The following is a 15,492-nucleotide window of genomic DNA, read 5'->3' on the forward strand; positions in this document are numbered from 1 at the left end:
GTCCCCGTCCGACAAGGAACACCCCATGACTGCGCCCAACACCACGCACGGCGGACTGGCCTGGCTGCTGGACAACCTGATCGAGCGGATTCCCGAGACCCTGCACGCCATCGTCCTGTCCGAGGACGGGCTCCTCGTCGGCTCCTCCGAACGGCTCGCGCAGGACGACGCCGAGCAACTCGCCGCCATTTCCTCTGGAGTTCACTCGCTCGCGCTGGGCACCAGCCGGCACTTCGGCGGCGGGCGCGTGCAGCAGACCGTCATCGAGATGGACGACCTCTTCCTCTTCGTCACCACCGCGGGCGGCGGCGCCCGCCTCGCCGTACTGGCCACCTCGCAGGTGGACGTCGGCAACGTCGGCTACGAGATGACCATGGTCGTACGGCAGGTGGGGCAGTTCCTCAGCGCGCCCCCGCGGTTCCCGGAGTACAGCGGCGCGCCCTTCGCGGGTGAGCATGAATGAGACATTGGTCCGAGGAAGACCCGTGGGAGGACGAAGACCCCGCGCTGCTCGTCCGCCCGTACCAGGTGACCGGCGGCCGCACCCCGACCTTCCACTCCGGTATCGAACTGATCACCCTGATCAGCACCGTCCGGCCGCCGACCCGCGACCAGCGCCTCCAGCCCGAACAGAACCGGCTGCTCGCCCTGTGCCGTACGCCGACCGCGCTGGTGGAGGTCGCCGCCCGGCTCGATCAACCCGTCGCGGTCATACGGGTGTTGCTCGATGACCTCCTGGACAACGAACTCGTCTCCGTCTCCCCGCCCGCCGCGGCCGGTACTCCCGACGCCCGTTTCCTCCAGGCAGTGATCGATGGCATACGCAGAATCTGACCGCCGCGCCACCACCGTCGCGCCCAACGCCGCCACCGCCAAGATCCTCGTCGCGGGCGGCTTCGGCGTCGGCAAGACCACCCTCGTCGGCGCGATCAGCGAGACCACGCCCCTGCGCACCGAGGAACTCATCACCGAGGCCAGCGTCGGCGTCGACAACCTCGCCGGGGTGGAGCGGAAGACCACGACGACGGTCGCCATGGACTTCGGCCGGATCACGCTCAGTTCGGCCCTCGTGGTCTACCTCTTCGGCGCCCCCGGCCAGGACCGCTTCTGGTTCATGTGGGACGACCTGTCCCGCGGCGCGCTCGGCGCGGTCGTCCTCGCCGACACCCGGCGCCTGGAAAACTGCTTCCCCTCCGTCGACTTCTTCGAGCACCGCGGCATCCCCTTCGCCGTGGGCGTCAACTGCTTCAACGGCGTCTGCGAGGAGGACCCCGAGGAGATCCGCGCCGCCCTCGACCTCGCCCCCGACATCCCCCTCGTCCTGTGCGACGCCCGCGACAAGGAGTCGGTGAAGACGGTCCTGCTCGCGCTCCTCGAACACGTCATGCGGGGACTGGCGGCGGAGGCGTCGGCATAGCCGTACGACCAGTCGGCCGTACGGTCATGAAGGCTTCGTCGCCGACACGGCCGTCGCGGTCAGCGTCCCGTCGCACTCCGCGAACTGCCCGTCGTCCAGGGCGACTTGGTGAGCCCCGGCACCCGGCAGCCCGATCACCATCGTCGGATAGATCACCGGCGCCGAACCGGACTCGCAGTAACCGTCCCCCTCCCCCTGCACCTGTACGAATGTCAGCTTCAGCCAGGCCTGACCACCGGGGACGAGCTTCACCGGGGAGGCGGTACCGACGGGCGTGACCTGGAGGGGAACGTTGAGCTCCGGGGAACCGTTCGCCGCGCCGGCGACGGTGGGGTGCCCCTGGAGGACGCAGGCCTTGGCACCGGTGTTGGTGAACTGGACGACCGCCGCCCCGGTCCCGGTACCGGCCGGCCGATCGGCGGCCTGGTAGGCGCTTGCTTTCAGGGCGGTTGCCGCGCAGGGCTTCGCCGCGGTTCCTGTGGACCCGGACGATCCTGTGGACCCGGACGATCCCGTGGATCCAGATGTTCCAGTGGATCCAGACGTGCCCGTGGACCTGGAGGAGGCGGGGGAGGCGGTCGCGCCCGGCGCATCCGACGACCCGCCGGACCCGCTCTCCGCGCCACCCGGCTGGCACGCCGTCATCACCATCGCCGCCGACAGCGCGGCCAGCGCCACCGTGGCCCTGCGGATGCTGCTCTTCTGCATGACGTCCCCCGAACTTGCCGTGTACGGACCGGCTCTCACCGGCACTCGCGGAGAGAGACAGGTCCGTCGCACCCGGGGTTCCGCCCACGTACTAGATGTGACGCAACGGTGACGCTCAGTGGCTCGACTTCTCGTCCGCCCCCTCCTCGAAGCTCGCGAAATAAGCCGCGGCCATGTCCTCGTCCCCATGCCCCTGCGCCGCCGCCCGGGCGAACCGCTCCGCCCCCGCAGCCGCTACATCGAGCCGTACGCCGTTCGCCGCGCCCGCCCGCACGATGAGGCGGGCGTCCTTCTCCGCCGTGGTGACCGCGAAACTCGCCGGAGTCAGCTGGTCGTTGAGGATGGCGGCCGACTTGGCGTGCAGGTAGCCCATGTCGAGGGGGCCGCCGGCGATGAGGTCGAGGAAGCTCTGGGGGTTCACGTCCAGGGCCTTGGACAGGGCGAGGGCCTCGCCCGCCGCGTTCGTCACGGCCAGGACCCAGCTGTTGGCGACCAGCTTCAGGCGGGTCGCGGTCGCCGCCGCGCCGTCCTCGCCCACCCACAGCGTGCGGACGCCGACCGCGTCGAAGACCGGGGTGACCGTCGCGCGGCCGGACTCCGGGCCCGCCGCCAGGACCGTCAGCTGACCGGCCTCGGCGGGCTGGCGGGTGCCGAGGACGGGGGCGTCGTAGAAGACGAGGTCGTGCCGGTGGGCGAACCCGGCCAGTTCGCCCACCGATTCGAGGCTCGACGTCGTCGACTGGATCCACGCGGCACCGGGGCGCAGGACGGGCGCGGCCTCGCGCATCACGTCGAGCACGGTGTCGCCGTCGTAGAGCATCGTGAGGATCACGTCCGCCTCGCGTACGGCCTCCGCCACCGTGTCGGTGACGTTCGCGCCGTCGGCGGACAGGGGGTCGGCCTTGGCGCGGGTGCGGTTCCAGGCGTGCACGGTGTGACCGGCGCGGGTGAGGTTGCGGGCCATCGCGGCGCCCATGATGCCGGTGCCCAGGACGCCTACGGTGAGCTTCTCGGTGGTCATGACTCGGCTTTCGTCCTCGACGGTGTTGTCGGGGACCAGGGTGCCAGGGTGGCGCGCGCCCGGCCTCCCGGCGGGGCGCGCCACCCGTCAGTCTGTGACGGACGTCCCGTCAGCCGGTGACCGTGAACCAGGTCGAGCGGGACTTCTGCCACTCCTCGTGGGAGAGGTCCTTCGCCTCGGTGCCGTCGCCGTACAGGTCGGCCGCGCCGTCGTCGGTGATCAGCTGGGCGCGGGCGCCCGAGGCCGTCAGGTCCGGTACGTCGACGACCGCCTCCCAGGCGCCGGGGTCCGTGGTCGGCAGGTCGCGCAACTTGACCGGCCGGTCGGCCGCGTCGCCGGTCCAGGAGTAGAGGGCGTACGGGTCCGAGTTGTCGTCGGCGGCCCAGGAACCGGCGACGATCAGATACTGGTTCGCCGCGTTCTTGCGGATGTCGCGCACCGAGAGGCCGCCGAGGTCCAGCTCGATCGGCGTGCCGAAGGTCGCGGCGGTGCCGTTCGCGACCACCTTGTCGATGTCGGTGACCGGCACGAGCAGCGCCTTGCCGCCCTCCACCGCCGGGGCGAGCGGCGCCCGGAAACCGAGATACGCCGTGGTCGTCGAGCCCGGCGCGAACTCCAGCCCCTCCACGTTGAACCCGTCGATCTCCTTGGGCACCTGACCGTCCGCGGTGCCCGCCGCGAAGCCGTACCGGTTCCCGTTCGCCCTGTCCCACGCCACCAGGTCGTCGCGCAGCTTGCCGTACGAACTGCCGTAGGACAGCGCCGTGTCGGCGCCCGTGCCGGTCACCTTCGTGGTGAAGACCGTGTTGCGGGCCGACTTGTACTCGCCGTCCTTGTTGTTGCCGAGCGAGCCGGTCCAGTAGATCGTGTCGCCGACGCGGGCCGCGCCCTCGATGTCGATCTCCTTGTCGACGCCGATGTCGTCGCCGAAGTCCCAGGTCTTCACGGGCGCGCCGGAGGCCGAACGGTCGTACAGGCGAAGGACGTTGGACTCGTCATCCGCTACGACGACATAGCCGCCGCCCATGTCGACCGCGGCGGAGGCGTCGCTGGAGCCGGTGAAGTAGTAGGTGTCCGTGGGCTGTTGGACGGACGCCGAGGCCGCGTAGTGCAGGGTCTTCGTGGCCGTCCTGCCACCGAGGCCCGTGACCTTCACCGTCAGGTCCGTGTAGCCCTGCGCGGCCGCCGTGACGGCGAGTCGGCGGGTGGCGCCGGTGCCGGAGACGGTCACCGCGCTCGTCGGCGCCACGGACGTCTTGCTGCTCTTGCTCGCGGTGACCGTCAACGCGCCGACGTCCGCGCCGCTCTGAGCGACCGTCACCTGGACCGCCGGATCGCCGACCGCGCCCACCGCGCCCGAAAGGTAGGCGGCCGACAGGGAGACGGTCGGTGTGCCGTAACTCGCCGCGTGCGCCTGGCCGTTGCCCAGGCTCAGGGCGGCGAGGGCGAGGCAGCTGCCCGCCACGGCGACCGTCCTGCGCCCGCTGGAGAAAATGTAGTCCTGCACTGGGACCCCTTCGTCGGCTCGGTGTCGACGAGAAGGCTCAGCGGATCTCACCAACTCCGCGGGGTGCGGGCAGGTCCTGGGGGTGAACAACTGCGGACGGGCCGAGGGAGCGCTCCATGACCCGGGCCAGGTGGCGGGAGAAGACCCGCTGCGTATCGGGGGTGAGCGTGCGCAGCGCCACCAGCGCGGTGATCACGACGTCGCACAACTCGCCCTGTACGTCGTCCCAGGTGTGCGAGGCACCTTTGCGCGGGTTCTGGCCGGTCGCCCCGATCACCGCCTCGGCGACCTCACCGACCTCCTCGGACAGCTTCAGCATGCGCAGAAGCATGCCTTCACGGCCGTCGAGGGGCTGCTCGGCCTCCAGCCAGGTCCACAAGTCGTCGATGCCGGCCCAGAGGTCGGGGGACCGGTCGTTCTGCTCACTCATGGACCCAGCCTGCCATCACCGCCGTGCCCGTCCCCGCCCGTGCCTACTCGTCGAACAACGTCTCCTGCCCGAACTCCGCCGCCTCCCGCACCCGCCTGTTCCGCAGGCCCACCACCACGGCCGTCGCCGCCCCCGTCACCGCGAACGCCGCCGGGACCATCCAGCCACGGTTCACCGCGTGCCCGAGCGCGTGGTCCAGGGAGACGCGGCCCGGGCCCGTGACCGCGAGGCCGGCCGCGGTCAGGGCGAGGGAGGCCGCGTACTCGTAGCCGCCGGCCGCCGCGAAGAAGCCGTTGGGCGCGTGCACGGCGGCCGCTCCCGTCATCGCGCCGGCCGCCGCCGCGCCCGCCGCCGGGGTCGCCAGACCCAGCGCGAGCAGCGCGCCGCCGCCCGCCTCCGCGAGCCCCGCCAGCGCGGCACTCTGCTTCCCCGGCGCGTACCCCATCGCCTCCATGGCCGCGCCGGTGCCCTCGATCCCGCCTCCGCCGAACCAGCCGAACAGCTTCTGCGCGCCGTGCGCGGCCAGCACGCCGCCGGTACCCAGCCGGAGCAGCAGCAGGCCCAGATCTTGTCGGTCGTAACAGGTCACGGTGAGACTCCCTGATCAGGCGGCGGGGACGGTCCCTCCACGGTCGCATTCCGGACGTGGGGCGGGCCTGCGCAGACCGCCGTTCGGGTGGCGGCCCCCGGGGAACGGTGTGAGTCTGACCGGCATGACGATTCAGACAGCCAAACTCAGCGATCCGGCGGTCCGGGCGTTCGTCAGCGCCGTCAACGCCCATGACCGGGACGCCTTCCTGGCACTGCTCGCGCCGGACGCGACGATGGCGGACGACGGCTCCGACCGTGACCTCGCCGAGTGGATCGACCGGGAGATCTTCTCCTCCCACGGCCACATGGAGGTCGACCGCGAGTCCGACGGCGGCCGTGCCCTCGTCGCCCGCTACTCCAACGACGCGTGGGGCGAGATGCGCACCCGGTGGAGTTTCACGGTCGGCGACGACGGCAGGATCGCCCGCTTCGAGACGGGCCAGGCCTGACCGCCGTAGAAAAGAGGCTTCTCCCGACGGGATGTGAGCCCCTGCGTAAAAGCCCTTGCCCTGAAGTGCGCTCCAACTCCTAGTGTCCCCAGGCATGGAGACGAAGTCGAACATCAGGACCCTCGGCCGCAGCGGTATCGACGTGAGCGCTCTCGGCTTCGGCTGCTGGGCCATCGGCGGTGAGTGGCAGGACACGAGCGGGCAGCCGCTCGGCTGGGGCAAGGTCGACGACGAGGAGTCCGTACGGGCGGTCCGGCGCGCCCTCGATCTGGGCGTCACGTTCTTCGACACCGCCGACACCTACGGCGCGGGGCACAGTGAACGCGTCCTCGGCCGTGCGCTCGGCAAGCGCCGTGCCGATGTCGTCGTGGCCACCAAGTGGGGCAACGTCTTCGACGAGGAGACCCGCACCCTCACCGGCGCCGACGACTCCCCGGAGTACGCCCGCCGCGCGCTCACCGCATCCCTGAAGCGCCTCGACACCGATCACATCGACCTGTACCAACTGCACCTGTCCGACGCCGACTTGGGACGGGCGGCCCAACTCAGGGACCAGTGTGAGGAGTTCGTACGGGAGGGCCTGATCCGGGCCTACGCCTGGAGCACCGACGACCCCGCCCGCGCCGCCGTGTTCGCCGAGGGGGAGCACTGCGCGGCCGTGCAGCACGCGGCGAACGTGTTGCAGGACGCCCCGGAAATGTTCGCCCTGTGCGAGGAGTTGGGCCTCGCCAGCGTCAACCGCAGCCCCCTCGCGATGGGCCTGCTCACCGGAAAGCAGGCGCCGGGACGGGAGTTGGAGGCCGGCGACATCCGCAACACGCCCCCGGCGTGGATGCAGGGCTTCAAGCAGGGCGCGGGCGCCGACGAGGACTACGTCGCCCGCGTGGAAGCCCTGCGCGAGATCCTGACCTCCGAGGGCCGCACCCCGGCCCAGGGCGCCCTCGCCTGGCTCTGGGCCCGCAGCCCGCGCACCGTACCGATCCCCGGCTTCCGCTCGGTCACCCAGGCCGAGCAGAACGCGGGCGCCATCGCGAAGGGACCGCTCACCGCTGGGCAGTTGGCGGAGGTCGACCAGGTGCTCGGGCGGTGAGCGGCCGACGGGGCCGCGACGCTGTGGGCGAGTCCGGCGCGGCCGGGGCACCCCATCTGAAAAAATGTGACACTTCCGGGTGCGAGTGTCACATTTCCTCAGGTAGGGTCCCGGCCGGCTGACGGGCGGGACAGCCCGGCTCAGTAACCCTGGTTGCCGTACTGCGCGTACTGCTCCTGACCGGTGTTGCCCTGCTGGGGTGCGAACTGGCCCGTGCCCCGGCCCTGCTCGGTCAGCGTGATCTCGCCGGCCTTGATGGTGGCCAGGCGCGGTGCGCGGCGGGCGATCGACGAGTCGTGGGTGACCATGATGAAGGTCAGCCCGTACTCGTGCCAGAGGCCTTCGAGCAGGCCCATGATGTCGTCGCGGGTGCCCTCGTCGAGGTTGCCGGTGGGCTCGTCGGCGAGGAGGACCTTCGGCTTCTTCACCAGCGCGCGGGCGATCGCGACGCGCTGCTGCTGGCCGCCGGAGAGTTCGGACGGGGCGTGCTTCAGACGGTCGCCGAGACCGACCGACGAGAGTGCCTCGGCGGCCCGCTCGCGGCGGTCGGCCGGCTTGACGCCGAGCGGCACCAGGGCCGTCTCGACGTTCTCCTGCGCGGTGAGCGTCGGGATGAGGTTGAAGGACTGGAAGATGATGCCGATCTTCTCGGCCCGCAGCCGGGTCAGCTTGGCCTCGCTGATGGTGGCGAGGTTGACGCCGTCCAGCTCGACACTGCCCTCGGAGGGGCGGTCCAGGCCGCCGATCATCTGTAGCAGCGTCGACTTGCCGCCGCCGGTGGGGCCCTGGATGACGAGCTGGTCGCCGTCCTCGATCGTGAGGTCGACGCCGCGCAGCGCCTCGACCGTCTCCTTGCCCCGCGAGTAGCGCTTGGTGACGCCGGTGAGCTTGTACATGGGATCTCCGTCGGATACGTCTGTGAAGAAGAAGAGGGTCGGAGCGCCGCCTCTCGGGGGGAGTGGAGGCGGCGCCCCGGATCAGGGGGATACGGCCGGTCGGCTACGACACGCTGCGCAGCGCGTCCGCCGGACGCATCCGCGAGGCACGCCAGCCGCCCATCGCGCCGGCGATCAGACCGCCGGTGACGGCCAGGCCCACCGCGAGGGCGATCGTGGTCAGCGAGACCGGCGCGTTCAGGGCGATCTCCAGGGTGTTGGAGGTGGCCTGCTGGCCGGGACCGCCCTGGCCGCCGCCGGGGCCGCCGCCCTGGCCGCCACCGCCGCCGGTGGAGCCGAGCTGCGCGGTCAGCTTGGGGCTGATCGCGGTGACCGTGTAGGCCGCCAGGAGGCCCAGCGCGATACCGAGACCGCCGCCGATCAGACCGTTGACCATGGACTCGCCGACGACCTGCCGGGTCACCTTGCGGCTCGGCCAGCCGAGCGCCTTCAGCGTGCCGAACTCACGCACCCGGCGGGAGACCGCCGACGAGGTGAGCAGCGCGGCGACGAGGAACGCGGCGATCAGGACCGCGATGGACAGCCACTTGCCCACGCTGGTCGCGAGGTTGGAGGCGGTGGACAGCGAACCGGAGACCGTGGACGCGAGGTCGGCGGAGGTGGTGACCGTCGTACCCGAGATGTTCTTCTGGATGGTCGTCTTGACGGCCGAGATCTGCTTGGAGTCGGTCGCCTTGACGTAGATCGTGGTGACCTTGTTCTTCGAGTCGCCCAGCGTCTGCGCCTGCTTCAGCGGCACGTACACGTCGACCGTGGACTCGCTGCTGTTGGGCGTCGCGATGCCGATGACGGTGAACTTGGTGCCGGAGATCGAGAAGGTCGAACCGACCTTGTACTTCTTCGACTTGGCGTACGACTTGCTGACGACCGCGACCTTCGCGTTGGTCTGCGCGGTCGTGAAGGTCTTGCCGGTGGTGATCTTCGACGTGGACAGCGGGCCCAGCGTCTGGTTGGTGACGTCGATGCCCGCGACCGAGTACGAGTTCACGTTGAAGTTGGCGCCGCCGCCCTGGACCTGCGGCGCACCGGTGCTGCTGGTGCCGCTGCCGCCGCCGGGGCCGCCCTGCTGCGAGGACCCCGAAGAGCCGGAGGTGGTGGAGGACTTGGCCTTGCCCTGGGTGAAGGAGCCGTCGACCTTGGTGACGTTCAGGGTGAGCGCGCCGACCGCCGCGGACACGCCCTTCTGCGAGCCGACCTTGGTGACCAGGGAGGACGCGAGGGCCTGACCGCCCTGCGTGTTCACCCGGTCCGAGCTCTGCGAGCTGCTGCTGGAGGAGGTGGCGCCGAACTTGAAGCTGGGACCCTGCGAGCTGCCGGCCTTGGGGGCCGACTGCGCCTTGGTCACGGTCATGTCAGTTCCGAGACCGTAAAGAGACTTGAGGACCTTGTCCTGAGCCTGATTCATGCCGGCCGACACCGAGTTGACGGTGATGACCAGCGCGATACCGAGCGCCAGACCCATCGCGATGACCAGGGCCGCCTTCTTGCGCCGGCCCAGCTCGCGCTTGAGATAGATGCCAAACATCCCATTCCCCAAAGGTTCTTGGCGCCCGCTGTGGGCGCGGCCACAAGCTATGGAGGAACCTTTGAGTCGACCTGAGTAAAGGATGTGTCTGACCTGAGAAAAAGAGGCCCGAAATCAGAATTGCGTCAGACAGCTCATTCCTAAGCTGCCGAGGGCTTCCTGCCAGGAAACCCCTGTTCAATGGCCTGCTGACATGGGATCTCGACCATCCTTCCGGCGCCCCGCGACGGACCCCGCCGTGCACGCCCGCGCCCGCGTTTTGTACGGTCCCGGGATGCGCGATTCCTCTCGGCTCACCCGGCGTGCCGCTCTCGGCCTGACCGCCGCCGCTCTTCCCCTGGCGGCGGCCGCACCCGCGTCCGCGGCGACCGCGATAGGCGGTGAGCGGCTGGCCCGCGACGGGATCCAGGTGGGCGATGCCTCGACTCTGCCCAAGAAGCTCACGGCCCGCTCCTGGCTGATCGCCGACCACAAGACGGGCGAGGTGCTCGCCTCGTACCGCGCGCATCAGCGGCTTGCGCCCGCGTCCACGCTGAAGATGCTGTTCGCCGACACCGTGCTGGGGAAGTTCGAGCGGACCCGCACCTACCGGGTGACCGACGCCGACCTCGCCGACGTCCCCTCCGGCTCCAGCCTCGTCGGTGTGAAGCCCGGAATCCTGTACAGCGTCCACCAGTTGTGGCAGGGCGTCTTCCTGCGCTCCGGCAACGACGCCGTGCACGTACTGGCCCACATGAACGGCGGGATCGCGCGGACGGTCGCCGAGATGCAGGCCAAGGCGAAGGACCTCCAGGCCCTGGACACGCACGTGGTGAGCCCGGACGGCTTCGACCACCCCGGGCAGGTCTCGTCGGCGTACGACCTCACGCTCTTCGCCCGGCACGGGCTGCACGACGACGACTTCAGCTCCTACTGCTCGACCCGGACCGCGAACTTCCCGGCCGGCGGCAAGAAGACCTTCCAGATCCAGAACACCGACCGCCTGCTCAGCGGCGCCTACGGCCTGCGCCCGTACCGCGGCATCATCGGCGTGAAGAACGGCTACACCAGCCACGCCGGCAACACCTTCACCGGCGCCGCCACCCGCGACGGCCGCACCCTCCTGGTCACCGTGATGCACCCCGCGAACGGCGGCAACGAGGTCTACAAGGAGACCGCCGCGCTGCTCGACTGGGGCTTCGGCAAAGGGAGTTCGGCCCGGGCCGTGGGCACGCTGGTCGAGCCGCTGAGCGAGGGCGGGGCGACCGCGAGCCCGACACCGTCGGGGAAGGGCGCCAAGGGGGCGCCGGGCGCCACCGGAGCCGCCGCGTCCTCGTCGGACGGTCCCTCGCCCTGGCGGCTGCTGGAAGGCGCGGCGGGGACGGTCGCGGTGCTCGCGGGCGGCGCGTTCGCGCTGCGGAGGCGGCGGGCGGCGGTAGCGGCGGCCAAGTCCCAGGAGCTCGACGGGAGTTGATGTGACGCGACAGTCGCTCCACGGTCCGGTGCGTAACCCGCGGTCCCCCGCGGGCTCCACCCCCACCCGGGCCGTGGAACGACTGTCGCCTCTCCCCCCTCGGTTTTGGTCCGCGGAACACAGCGCTCCCGTATTACGGAGGCCCCGTGCTCCAAGTGTGAAGCTTTGGTGGAGAGAGTTGAGCATAGGTCAGCAACCGGGCGCAATGGTGCGGATGGTCAAATTCCGTTTGTGCCAATCGACTTAGCCGCGCCCCACGTACGGCATCGCGGTCGCCAGCACCGTCGCGAACTGCACGTTCGCCCCCAACGGCAGCTCCGCCATGTGCCGCACGGTCCGCGCCACATCCGCGACATCCATCACCGGTTCCGGGGTGACCGCCCCGTTGGCCTGTAGCGCGCCGGTCTCCATCCGCGCCGTCATGTCGGTCGCCGCGTTCCCGATGTCGATCTGCCCCACCGCGATCGAGTACGGCCGCCCGTCCAGCGACAGCGACTTGGTGAGCCCCGTCAGCGCGTGCTTGGTCGCGGTGTAGGCCACGGAGTGCGGACGGGGCGTATGGGCGGAGATCGACCCGTTGTTGATGATCCGCCCGCCCTGAGGCACCTGCTCCTTCATCCGCCGGTACGCCGCCTGCGCACACAGGAACGCCCCGTTGAGGTTGGTGTCCACCACATGCCGCCACGCGTCGTACGGCAAGTCCTCCACCGCCACCCCACCGGGCCCGAAGGTGCCCGCGTTGTTGAACAGCAGGTCGACCCGCCCGAACCGCTCCACGGCGGCGTCGAACAGCCCGTCCACGTCCTCCGGCCGCGCCACATCCGTCGCTACGGCGAGGGAGGCGCCCTCGGGCACCAGCGCGGCCGTCTCCTCCAGCGGTCCGGTGCGGCGGCCGGCCAGCGCCACCGACCAGCCCGCGCGCAGCAGTTCCACGGCGACCGCGCGCCCGATGCCGGAGCCGGCGCCGGTCACCACGGCGATCCTCGACGATTCCTGAGCGTTCATGGCCGCAGCCTACGAGTCACCCCTCCTGCGGGTACCGCACCCCGATCTGCTCCCGCACCGCGTCCAGCGTCCGCATCACCGCGAGGGTCCCCTCCAGCGGCACCAGCGGCGACTCGGTCTCCCCGGCCCGCACCGCCCGCATCACTTCCGACGCCTCGTGCCGCAGCGTGTTGCGCGGCCCGTCCGCCGGGCCGAGCACGAACTCCTCGGGGTCGCGCCCGTCCCGGTGCAGCACGAACCGCTCCGGGTGGAAGAAGCCGTCCGGTATGTCGATCCGTCCCAGCGAACCGGTCACCGACGCCGAGGTCCCCGTACCGCCGACGATCGAGCAGTGCAGCGCGGCCAGCGCGCCGCTGTCCCAGGAGAACAGCGCCGCCGTCTGGAGATCGGCACCTTCGGGGGAGAGCACGGCCGAAGCCTTGATGTCGGTGGGCTCACCGAGCAGCAGATGCGCGAACGACACCGGGTACACCCCGAGGTCCAGCAGCGCGCCGCCGCCCTGCGCGGGGTCCCGCAGTCGGTGCGAGGGCGCGAAGGGTCCCGCGAGCCCGAAGTCGGCCTGAACGGTGCGGACTTCACCGACAGCCCCGTCGTCGACGAGAGACTTCAGCCGCCGTACGAGCGGATTGCAGTACATCCACATGGCCTCCATCAGGAAGCTGCCGCGCTCGCCCGCCAGCGCGACCAGTTCGGCGGCCTCGCGGGAGTTCAGGGTGAAGGCCTTCTCGACGAGCACGTTCCGCCCGGCCTCCAGACAGAGACCGGCGGCCGCGCGGTGCGCCGCGTGCGGGGTGGCGACGTAGACGACATCGATGTCCGCGTCGCCCGCCAGCGCGTCCCAGTCGCCGTAGGCCCGCTCGATCCCGAACCGTTCCGCGAAGGCCTTCGCCGAGGCCTCCGCCCGCGAGGCCACCGCGACCAGCTCGGCGTCCGGCAGATCGACCAGCTCCGCTGCGAACGCGGCGGCGATCCCGCCGGTCGCCAGGACTCCCCAGCGCACCCTCTGTTCCGTCATCGCGGCCCCACCCTCGCTCACCAGACCCTCGGCACCCTGTACGAGCTGAGAGCATAGGTGGCGGATCACCCGGAGAGGGAGGGGCACATGCCCGAGCAGGAGGCGCAGGCGCAGGCCGTGCCGCAGTCCGCCGTACCGCCGTCGCCCAAGGCGACCCGTCGCGCGGGCCTCTTCATGATCCTCGTCCTCGGCGGCCTCACGGCGACCCCGCCGCTGTCGATGGACATGTACCTCCCCGCGCTCCCGGCGGTCACCCGCTCCCTGCACGCACCCGCCGCGACCGTCCAGCTCACGCTCACCGCCTGCCTGGCGGGCATGGCGCTGGGCCAGTTGGTGGTGGGCCCGATGAGCGACAAGTGGGGCCGCAGACGCCCGCTGCTGACCGGCCTCGCTGTCTACGTCGTCGCGACCGCCCTGTGCGCGGTCGCGCCGAACGTCGAGTCCCTGGTCGCCTTCCGCCTGCTCCAGGGCCTGGCGGGCGCGGCCGGAATAGTGATCGCGAGGGCGGTCGTACGCGACCTGTACGACGGCGTGGCCATGGCCCGCTTCTTCTCCACCCTGATGCTGGTCTCCGGGGTGGCCCCGATCGTCGCGCCGCTGGTGGGCGGCCAGATCCTGCGGGTCACGGACTGGCGGGGAGTGTTCGTGGTCCTGACGTTCGTCGGGACGGCGCTCGCGGTCCTCGTCTGGACCCGCCTCCCCGAGACCCTCGCCCCGGCGGACCGTCACGCGGGCGGCACGGCGGAGGCCCTGCGCGGCATGCGCGCCCTCCTGGCCGACCTCCCCTTCACGGGCTACATGCTCACGGGCGGCTTCTCCTTCGCGGCGTTGTTCGCGTACATCTCGGCGTCCCCCTTCGTCGTCCAGGAGATCTACGGCGCGACCCCGCAGACCTTCAGCCTTCTCTTCGGCATCAACTCGGTCGGCCTGGTGGCGGTGGGCCAGATCAACGGAAAACTGCTGGTGGGCAGGGTCTCCATGGACAAGGTCCTGGGCGCGGGCCTGGCGGTGGTGCTGCTGGCGGCGACGGCGCTGCTGCTGATGGCCACGGGCGCGTTCGGGGAGGTGGGCCTGGTCCCGGTGGCGGCCGGGCTGTTCGTCCTGATGTCGGCGATGGGCGTGACGCTCCCCAACGCCCAGACCATGGCGTTGATGCGCACGCGCCACTCGGCGGGTTCGGCGTCCGCGTTGTTGGGCACGTCATCCTTCTTGATAGGCGCGGTCGCCTCCCCGTTGGTCGGCATCGCGGGCGAGCACACCGCCGTCCCGATGGCGGTCGTCCAACTGGTGGCCGCACTGGTGGCGGTGGCCTGCTTCGTGGGAATGTGCCGTCCTTGGAACACACGTACGACCGTGGAGGGAGTGGGGAGCTGAGCGCCCCGAGACTGCGCAACGACACCCCGGAACGGGCCGGCCTCGACCCCGAGGAACTCCGCGACCTGGTCCGGCAGGTCCACGACCTCACCACCGGCGACCGCCCCTGGGCGGCGGGCACCGTCGTGGTCGCCGGCCGCGGCCCGGTGATCGCCGTGGAGGAGGCGGCGGGCTGGGCCGTTCGCTACTCCGCCTACGACCCCGAGACCGACCGGGGCGTGGAACTACCGCCGGCGTCGCGCGTCCCGACGACAGTGGACACCCCCTTCGACCTGGCCTCGGTCACCAAACTGTTCACGGCGGTGGCGGCGATGCAGCAGATCGAGCGGGGCACGCTGGGCATAGACGCCAGGGTGGGCGCGTACCTGCCGGACTTCCGGGCCGCGGCCCGCCACGGCATCACCGTCCGCCAACTCCTCACCCACACCTCGGGCCTGCGCCCCGAACTCCCGCTCTACGACTGTGCCGACGACGCCGAACGCCTGTCGATGCTCCGAACGGAGGCGCCGGTGGGGGAGCCGGGCGAGTACGTCTACTCGGACCTGAACCTCCTCCTGCTCCAGTGGGTCCTGGAACGCATCAGCGGCCGCACGCTCGACGTCCTCATCCACGACGGCATCACCCGCCCACTGGGCATGACGTCCACGGACTTCGGCCCGTGCCCGGGCGCGGCGGCGACGGAGGACCAGCGCAGGCCGTGGGCGAAGGCGGACCGGGGGATGCTGCGGGGCGTGGTCCACGACGAGAACGCGTGGGCGCTGGGCGGGGTTGCCGGCCACGCGGGCCTGTTCTCGACCGGCCGCGACCTGGCGGTCTTCTGCCGCACGTTGCTGGCGGGGGGTTCGTATGGGCCCGCCCGCATCCTGGGATCCGATTTCGTGGAGCTGCTGCTGACCCCGCCGGGGCTCGGCTTCGGGGTCGATCAGGCTTGGTTCATGGGGGAGTTGGCGG

The 15,492-nt window shown here is 71.0% G+C and carries 17 protein-coding genes; 8 read left to right on the forward strand and 9 right to left on the reverse strand.

Annotated features, from left to right (window positions below; translation table 11 throughout):
• The first annotated feature begins 25 nt into the window (after nucleotides 1-25).
• Genes AC31A1_RS29885 through AC31A1_RS29895 form a run of 3 tightly spaced genes read left to right on the forward strand, consistent with a single transcriptional unit; the run spans nucleotide 26 to nucleotide 1,417 of the window.
• The gene (locus AC31A1_RS29885) at nucleotides 26-463 is read left to right on the forward strand and encodes a roadblock/LC7 domain-containing protein (protein ID WP_365299825.1); all 438 of its coding nucleotides are present in this window, start codon (nucleotides 26-28) and stop codon (nucleotides 461-463) included.
• Complete coding sequence (locus AC31A1_RS29890; RefSeq protein WP_489656308.1) at nucleotides 460-834, forward strand: DUF742 domain-containing protein; 375 nt, start codon at nucleotides 460-462, stop codon at nucleotides 832-834. The genes AC31A1_RS29885 and AC31A1_RS29890 overlap by 4 nt, the downstream gene beginning before the upstream one ends.
• Entirely contained in the window at nucleotides 815-1,417 is a 603-nt protein-coding gene (locus tag AC31A1_RS29895) for a GTP-binding protein (RefSeq protein ID WP_489656309.1), read from the forward strand. The genes AC31A1_RS29890 and AC31A1_RS29895 overlap by 20 nt, the downstream gene beginning before the upstream one ends.
• A gap of 24 nt (nucleotides 1,418-1,441) precedes the next feature.
• On the opposite strand, the gene AC31A1_RS29900 is transcribed toward AC31A1_RS29895, so the two are convergent.
• The 5 genes from AC31A1_RS29900 to AC31A1_RS29920 all read right to left on the reverse strand — a co-directional run bounded on the left by AC31A1_RS29900 (nucleotide 1,442) and on the right by AC31A1_RS29920 (nucleotide 5,672).
• The gene (locus AC31A1_RS29900; protein WP_489656310.1) at nucleotides 1,442-2,125 is read right to left on the reverse strand and encodes a DUF4232 domain-containing protein; all 684 of its coding nucleotides are present in this window, start codon (nucleotides 2,123-2,125) and stop codon (nucleotides 1,442-1,444) included.
• A gap of 115 nt (nucleotides 2,126-2,240) precedes the next feature.
• Nucleotides 2,241-3,146 carry an NAD(P)-dependent oxidoreductase gene (locus AC31A1_RS29905; RefSeq protein WP_489656311.1) on the reverse strand — a complete coding sequence of 302 codons (906 nt, stop codon included), beginning with the start codon at nucleotides 3,144-3,146 and terminating at the stop codon, nucleotides 2,241-2,243.
• A 109-nt stretch (nucleotides 3,147-3,255) separates the two neighbouring features.
• Entirely contained in the window at nucleotides 3,256-4,653 is a 1,398-nt protein-coding gene (locus AC31A1_RS29910; protein WP_489656312.1) for a hypothetical protein, read from the reverse strand.
• 37 nt (nucleotides 4,654-4,690) lie between these two features.
• Nucleotides 4,691-5,083: a MazG-like family protein gene (locus AC31A1_RS29915; RefSeq protein ID WP_489656313.1), complete on the reverse strand. Its 393-nt coding sequence runs from the start codon at nucleotides 5,081-5,083 to the stop codon at nucleotides 4,691-4,693.
• 43 nt (nucleotides 5,084-5,126) lie between these two features.
• On the reverse strand, nucleotides 5,127-5,672 hold the full coding sequence (locus AC31A1_RS29920) for a DoxX family membrane protein (RefSeq protein ID WP_489656314.1): 546 nt from the start codon (nucleotides 5,670-5,672) through the stop codon (nucleotides 5,127-5,129).
• 124 nt (nucleotides 5,673-5,796) lie between these two features.
• On the opposite strand from AC31A1_RS29920, the gene AC31A1_RS29925 reads away from it, so the two are divergent.
• Nucleotides 5,797-6,123, forward strand: a complete 327-nt coding sequence (locus tag AC31A1_RS29925) for a nuclear transport factor 2-like protein (RefSeq protein WP_489656315.1) — start codon at nucleotides 5,797-5,799, stop codon at nucleotides 6,121-6,123.
• A 94-nt stretch (nucleotides 6,124-6,217) separates the two neighbouring features.
• Nucleotides 6,218-7,213, forward strand: coding sequence for an aldo/keto reductase (locus AC31A1_RS29930; protein ID WP_489656316.1), 996 nt, complete (start codon nucleotides 6,218-6,220; stop codon nucleotides 7,211-7,213).
• A gap of 140 nt (nucleotides 7,214-7,353) precedes the next feature.
• Here AC31A1_RS29930 and AC31A1_RS29935 read toward each other — a convergent pair whose 3' ends face one another.
• Both AC31A1_RS29935 and AC31A1_RS29940 read right to left on the reverse strand, forming a co-directional pair.
• On the reverse strand, nucleotides 7,354-8,109 hold the full coding sequence (locus tag AC31A1_RS29935; RefSeq protein WP_489656317.1) for an ABC transporter ATP-binding protein: 756 nt from the start codon (nucleotides 8,107-8,109) through the stop codon (nucleotides 7,354-7,356).
• 103 nt (nucleotides 8,110-8,212) lie between these two features.
• Nucleotides 8,213-9,694 (reverse strand): ABC transporter permease, encoded by a 1,482-nt coding sequence (locus AC31A1_RS29940; RefSeq protein WP_489656318.1) that lies wholly within the window; start codon nucleotides 9,692-9,694, stop codon nucleotides 8,213-8,215.
• 274 nt (nucleotides 9,695-9,968) lie between these two features.
• On the opposite strand from AC31A1_RS29940, the gene AC31A1_RS29945 reads away from it, so the two are divergent.
• Nucleotides 9,969-11,147 (forward strand): D-alanyl-D-alanine carboxypeptidase family protein, encoded by a 1,179-nt coding sequence (locus AC31A1_RS29945; RefSeq protein ID WP_489656319.1) that lies wholly within the window; start codon nucleotides 9,969-9,971, stop codon nucleotides 11,145-11,147.
• Nucleotides 11,148-11,390: 243 nt separating this feature from the next.
• Here the strand turns inward: AC31A1_RS29945 and AC31A1_RS29950 are convergent, their stop codons facing one another.
• On the reverse strand, nucleotides 11,391-12,152 hold the full coding sequence (locus AC31A1_RS29950) for an SDR family oxidoreductase (RefSeq protein ID WP_489656320.1): 762 nt from the start codon (nucleotides 12,150-12,152) through the stop codon (nucleotides 11,391-11,393).
• A gap of 16 nt (nucleotides 12,153-12,168) precedes the next feature.
• The gene (locus tag AC31A1_RS29955) at nucleotides 12,169-13,167 is read right to left on the reverse strand and encodes a Gfo/Idh/MocA family protein (RefSeq protein ID WP_489656321.1); all 999 of its coding nucleotides are present in this window, start codon (nucleotides 13,165-13,167) and stop codon (nucleotides 12,169-12,171) included.
• Between the two features lie 87 nt (nucleotides 13,168-13,254).
• Here AC31A1_RS29955 and AC31A1_RS29960 point away from each other — a divergent pair, with 87 nt between their 5' ends.
• Nucleotides 13,255-14,541, forward strand: coding sequence for a multidrug effflux MFS transporter (locus AC31A1_RS29960; protein ID WP_489656322.1), 1,287 nt, complete (start codon nucleotides 13,255-13,257; stop codon nucleotides 14,539-14,541).
• Nucleotides 14,493-15,492 (forward strand): serine hydrolase domain-containing protein (locus tag AC31A1_RS29965; protein ID WP_489656323.1); only part of this gene is annotated, 1,000 nt, incomplete at its 3' end. The genes AC31A1_RS29960 and AC31A1_RS29965, both read left to right, overlap by 49 nt.

The organism is Streptomyces sp. P5F9 (assembly GCF_057961495.1).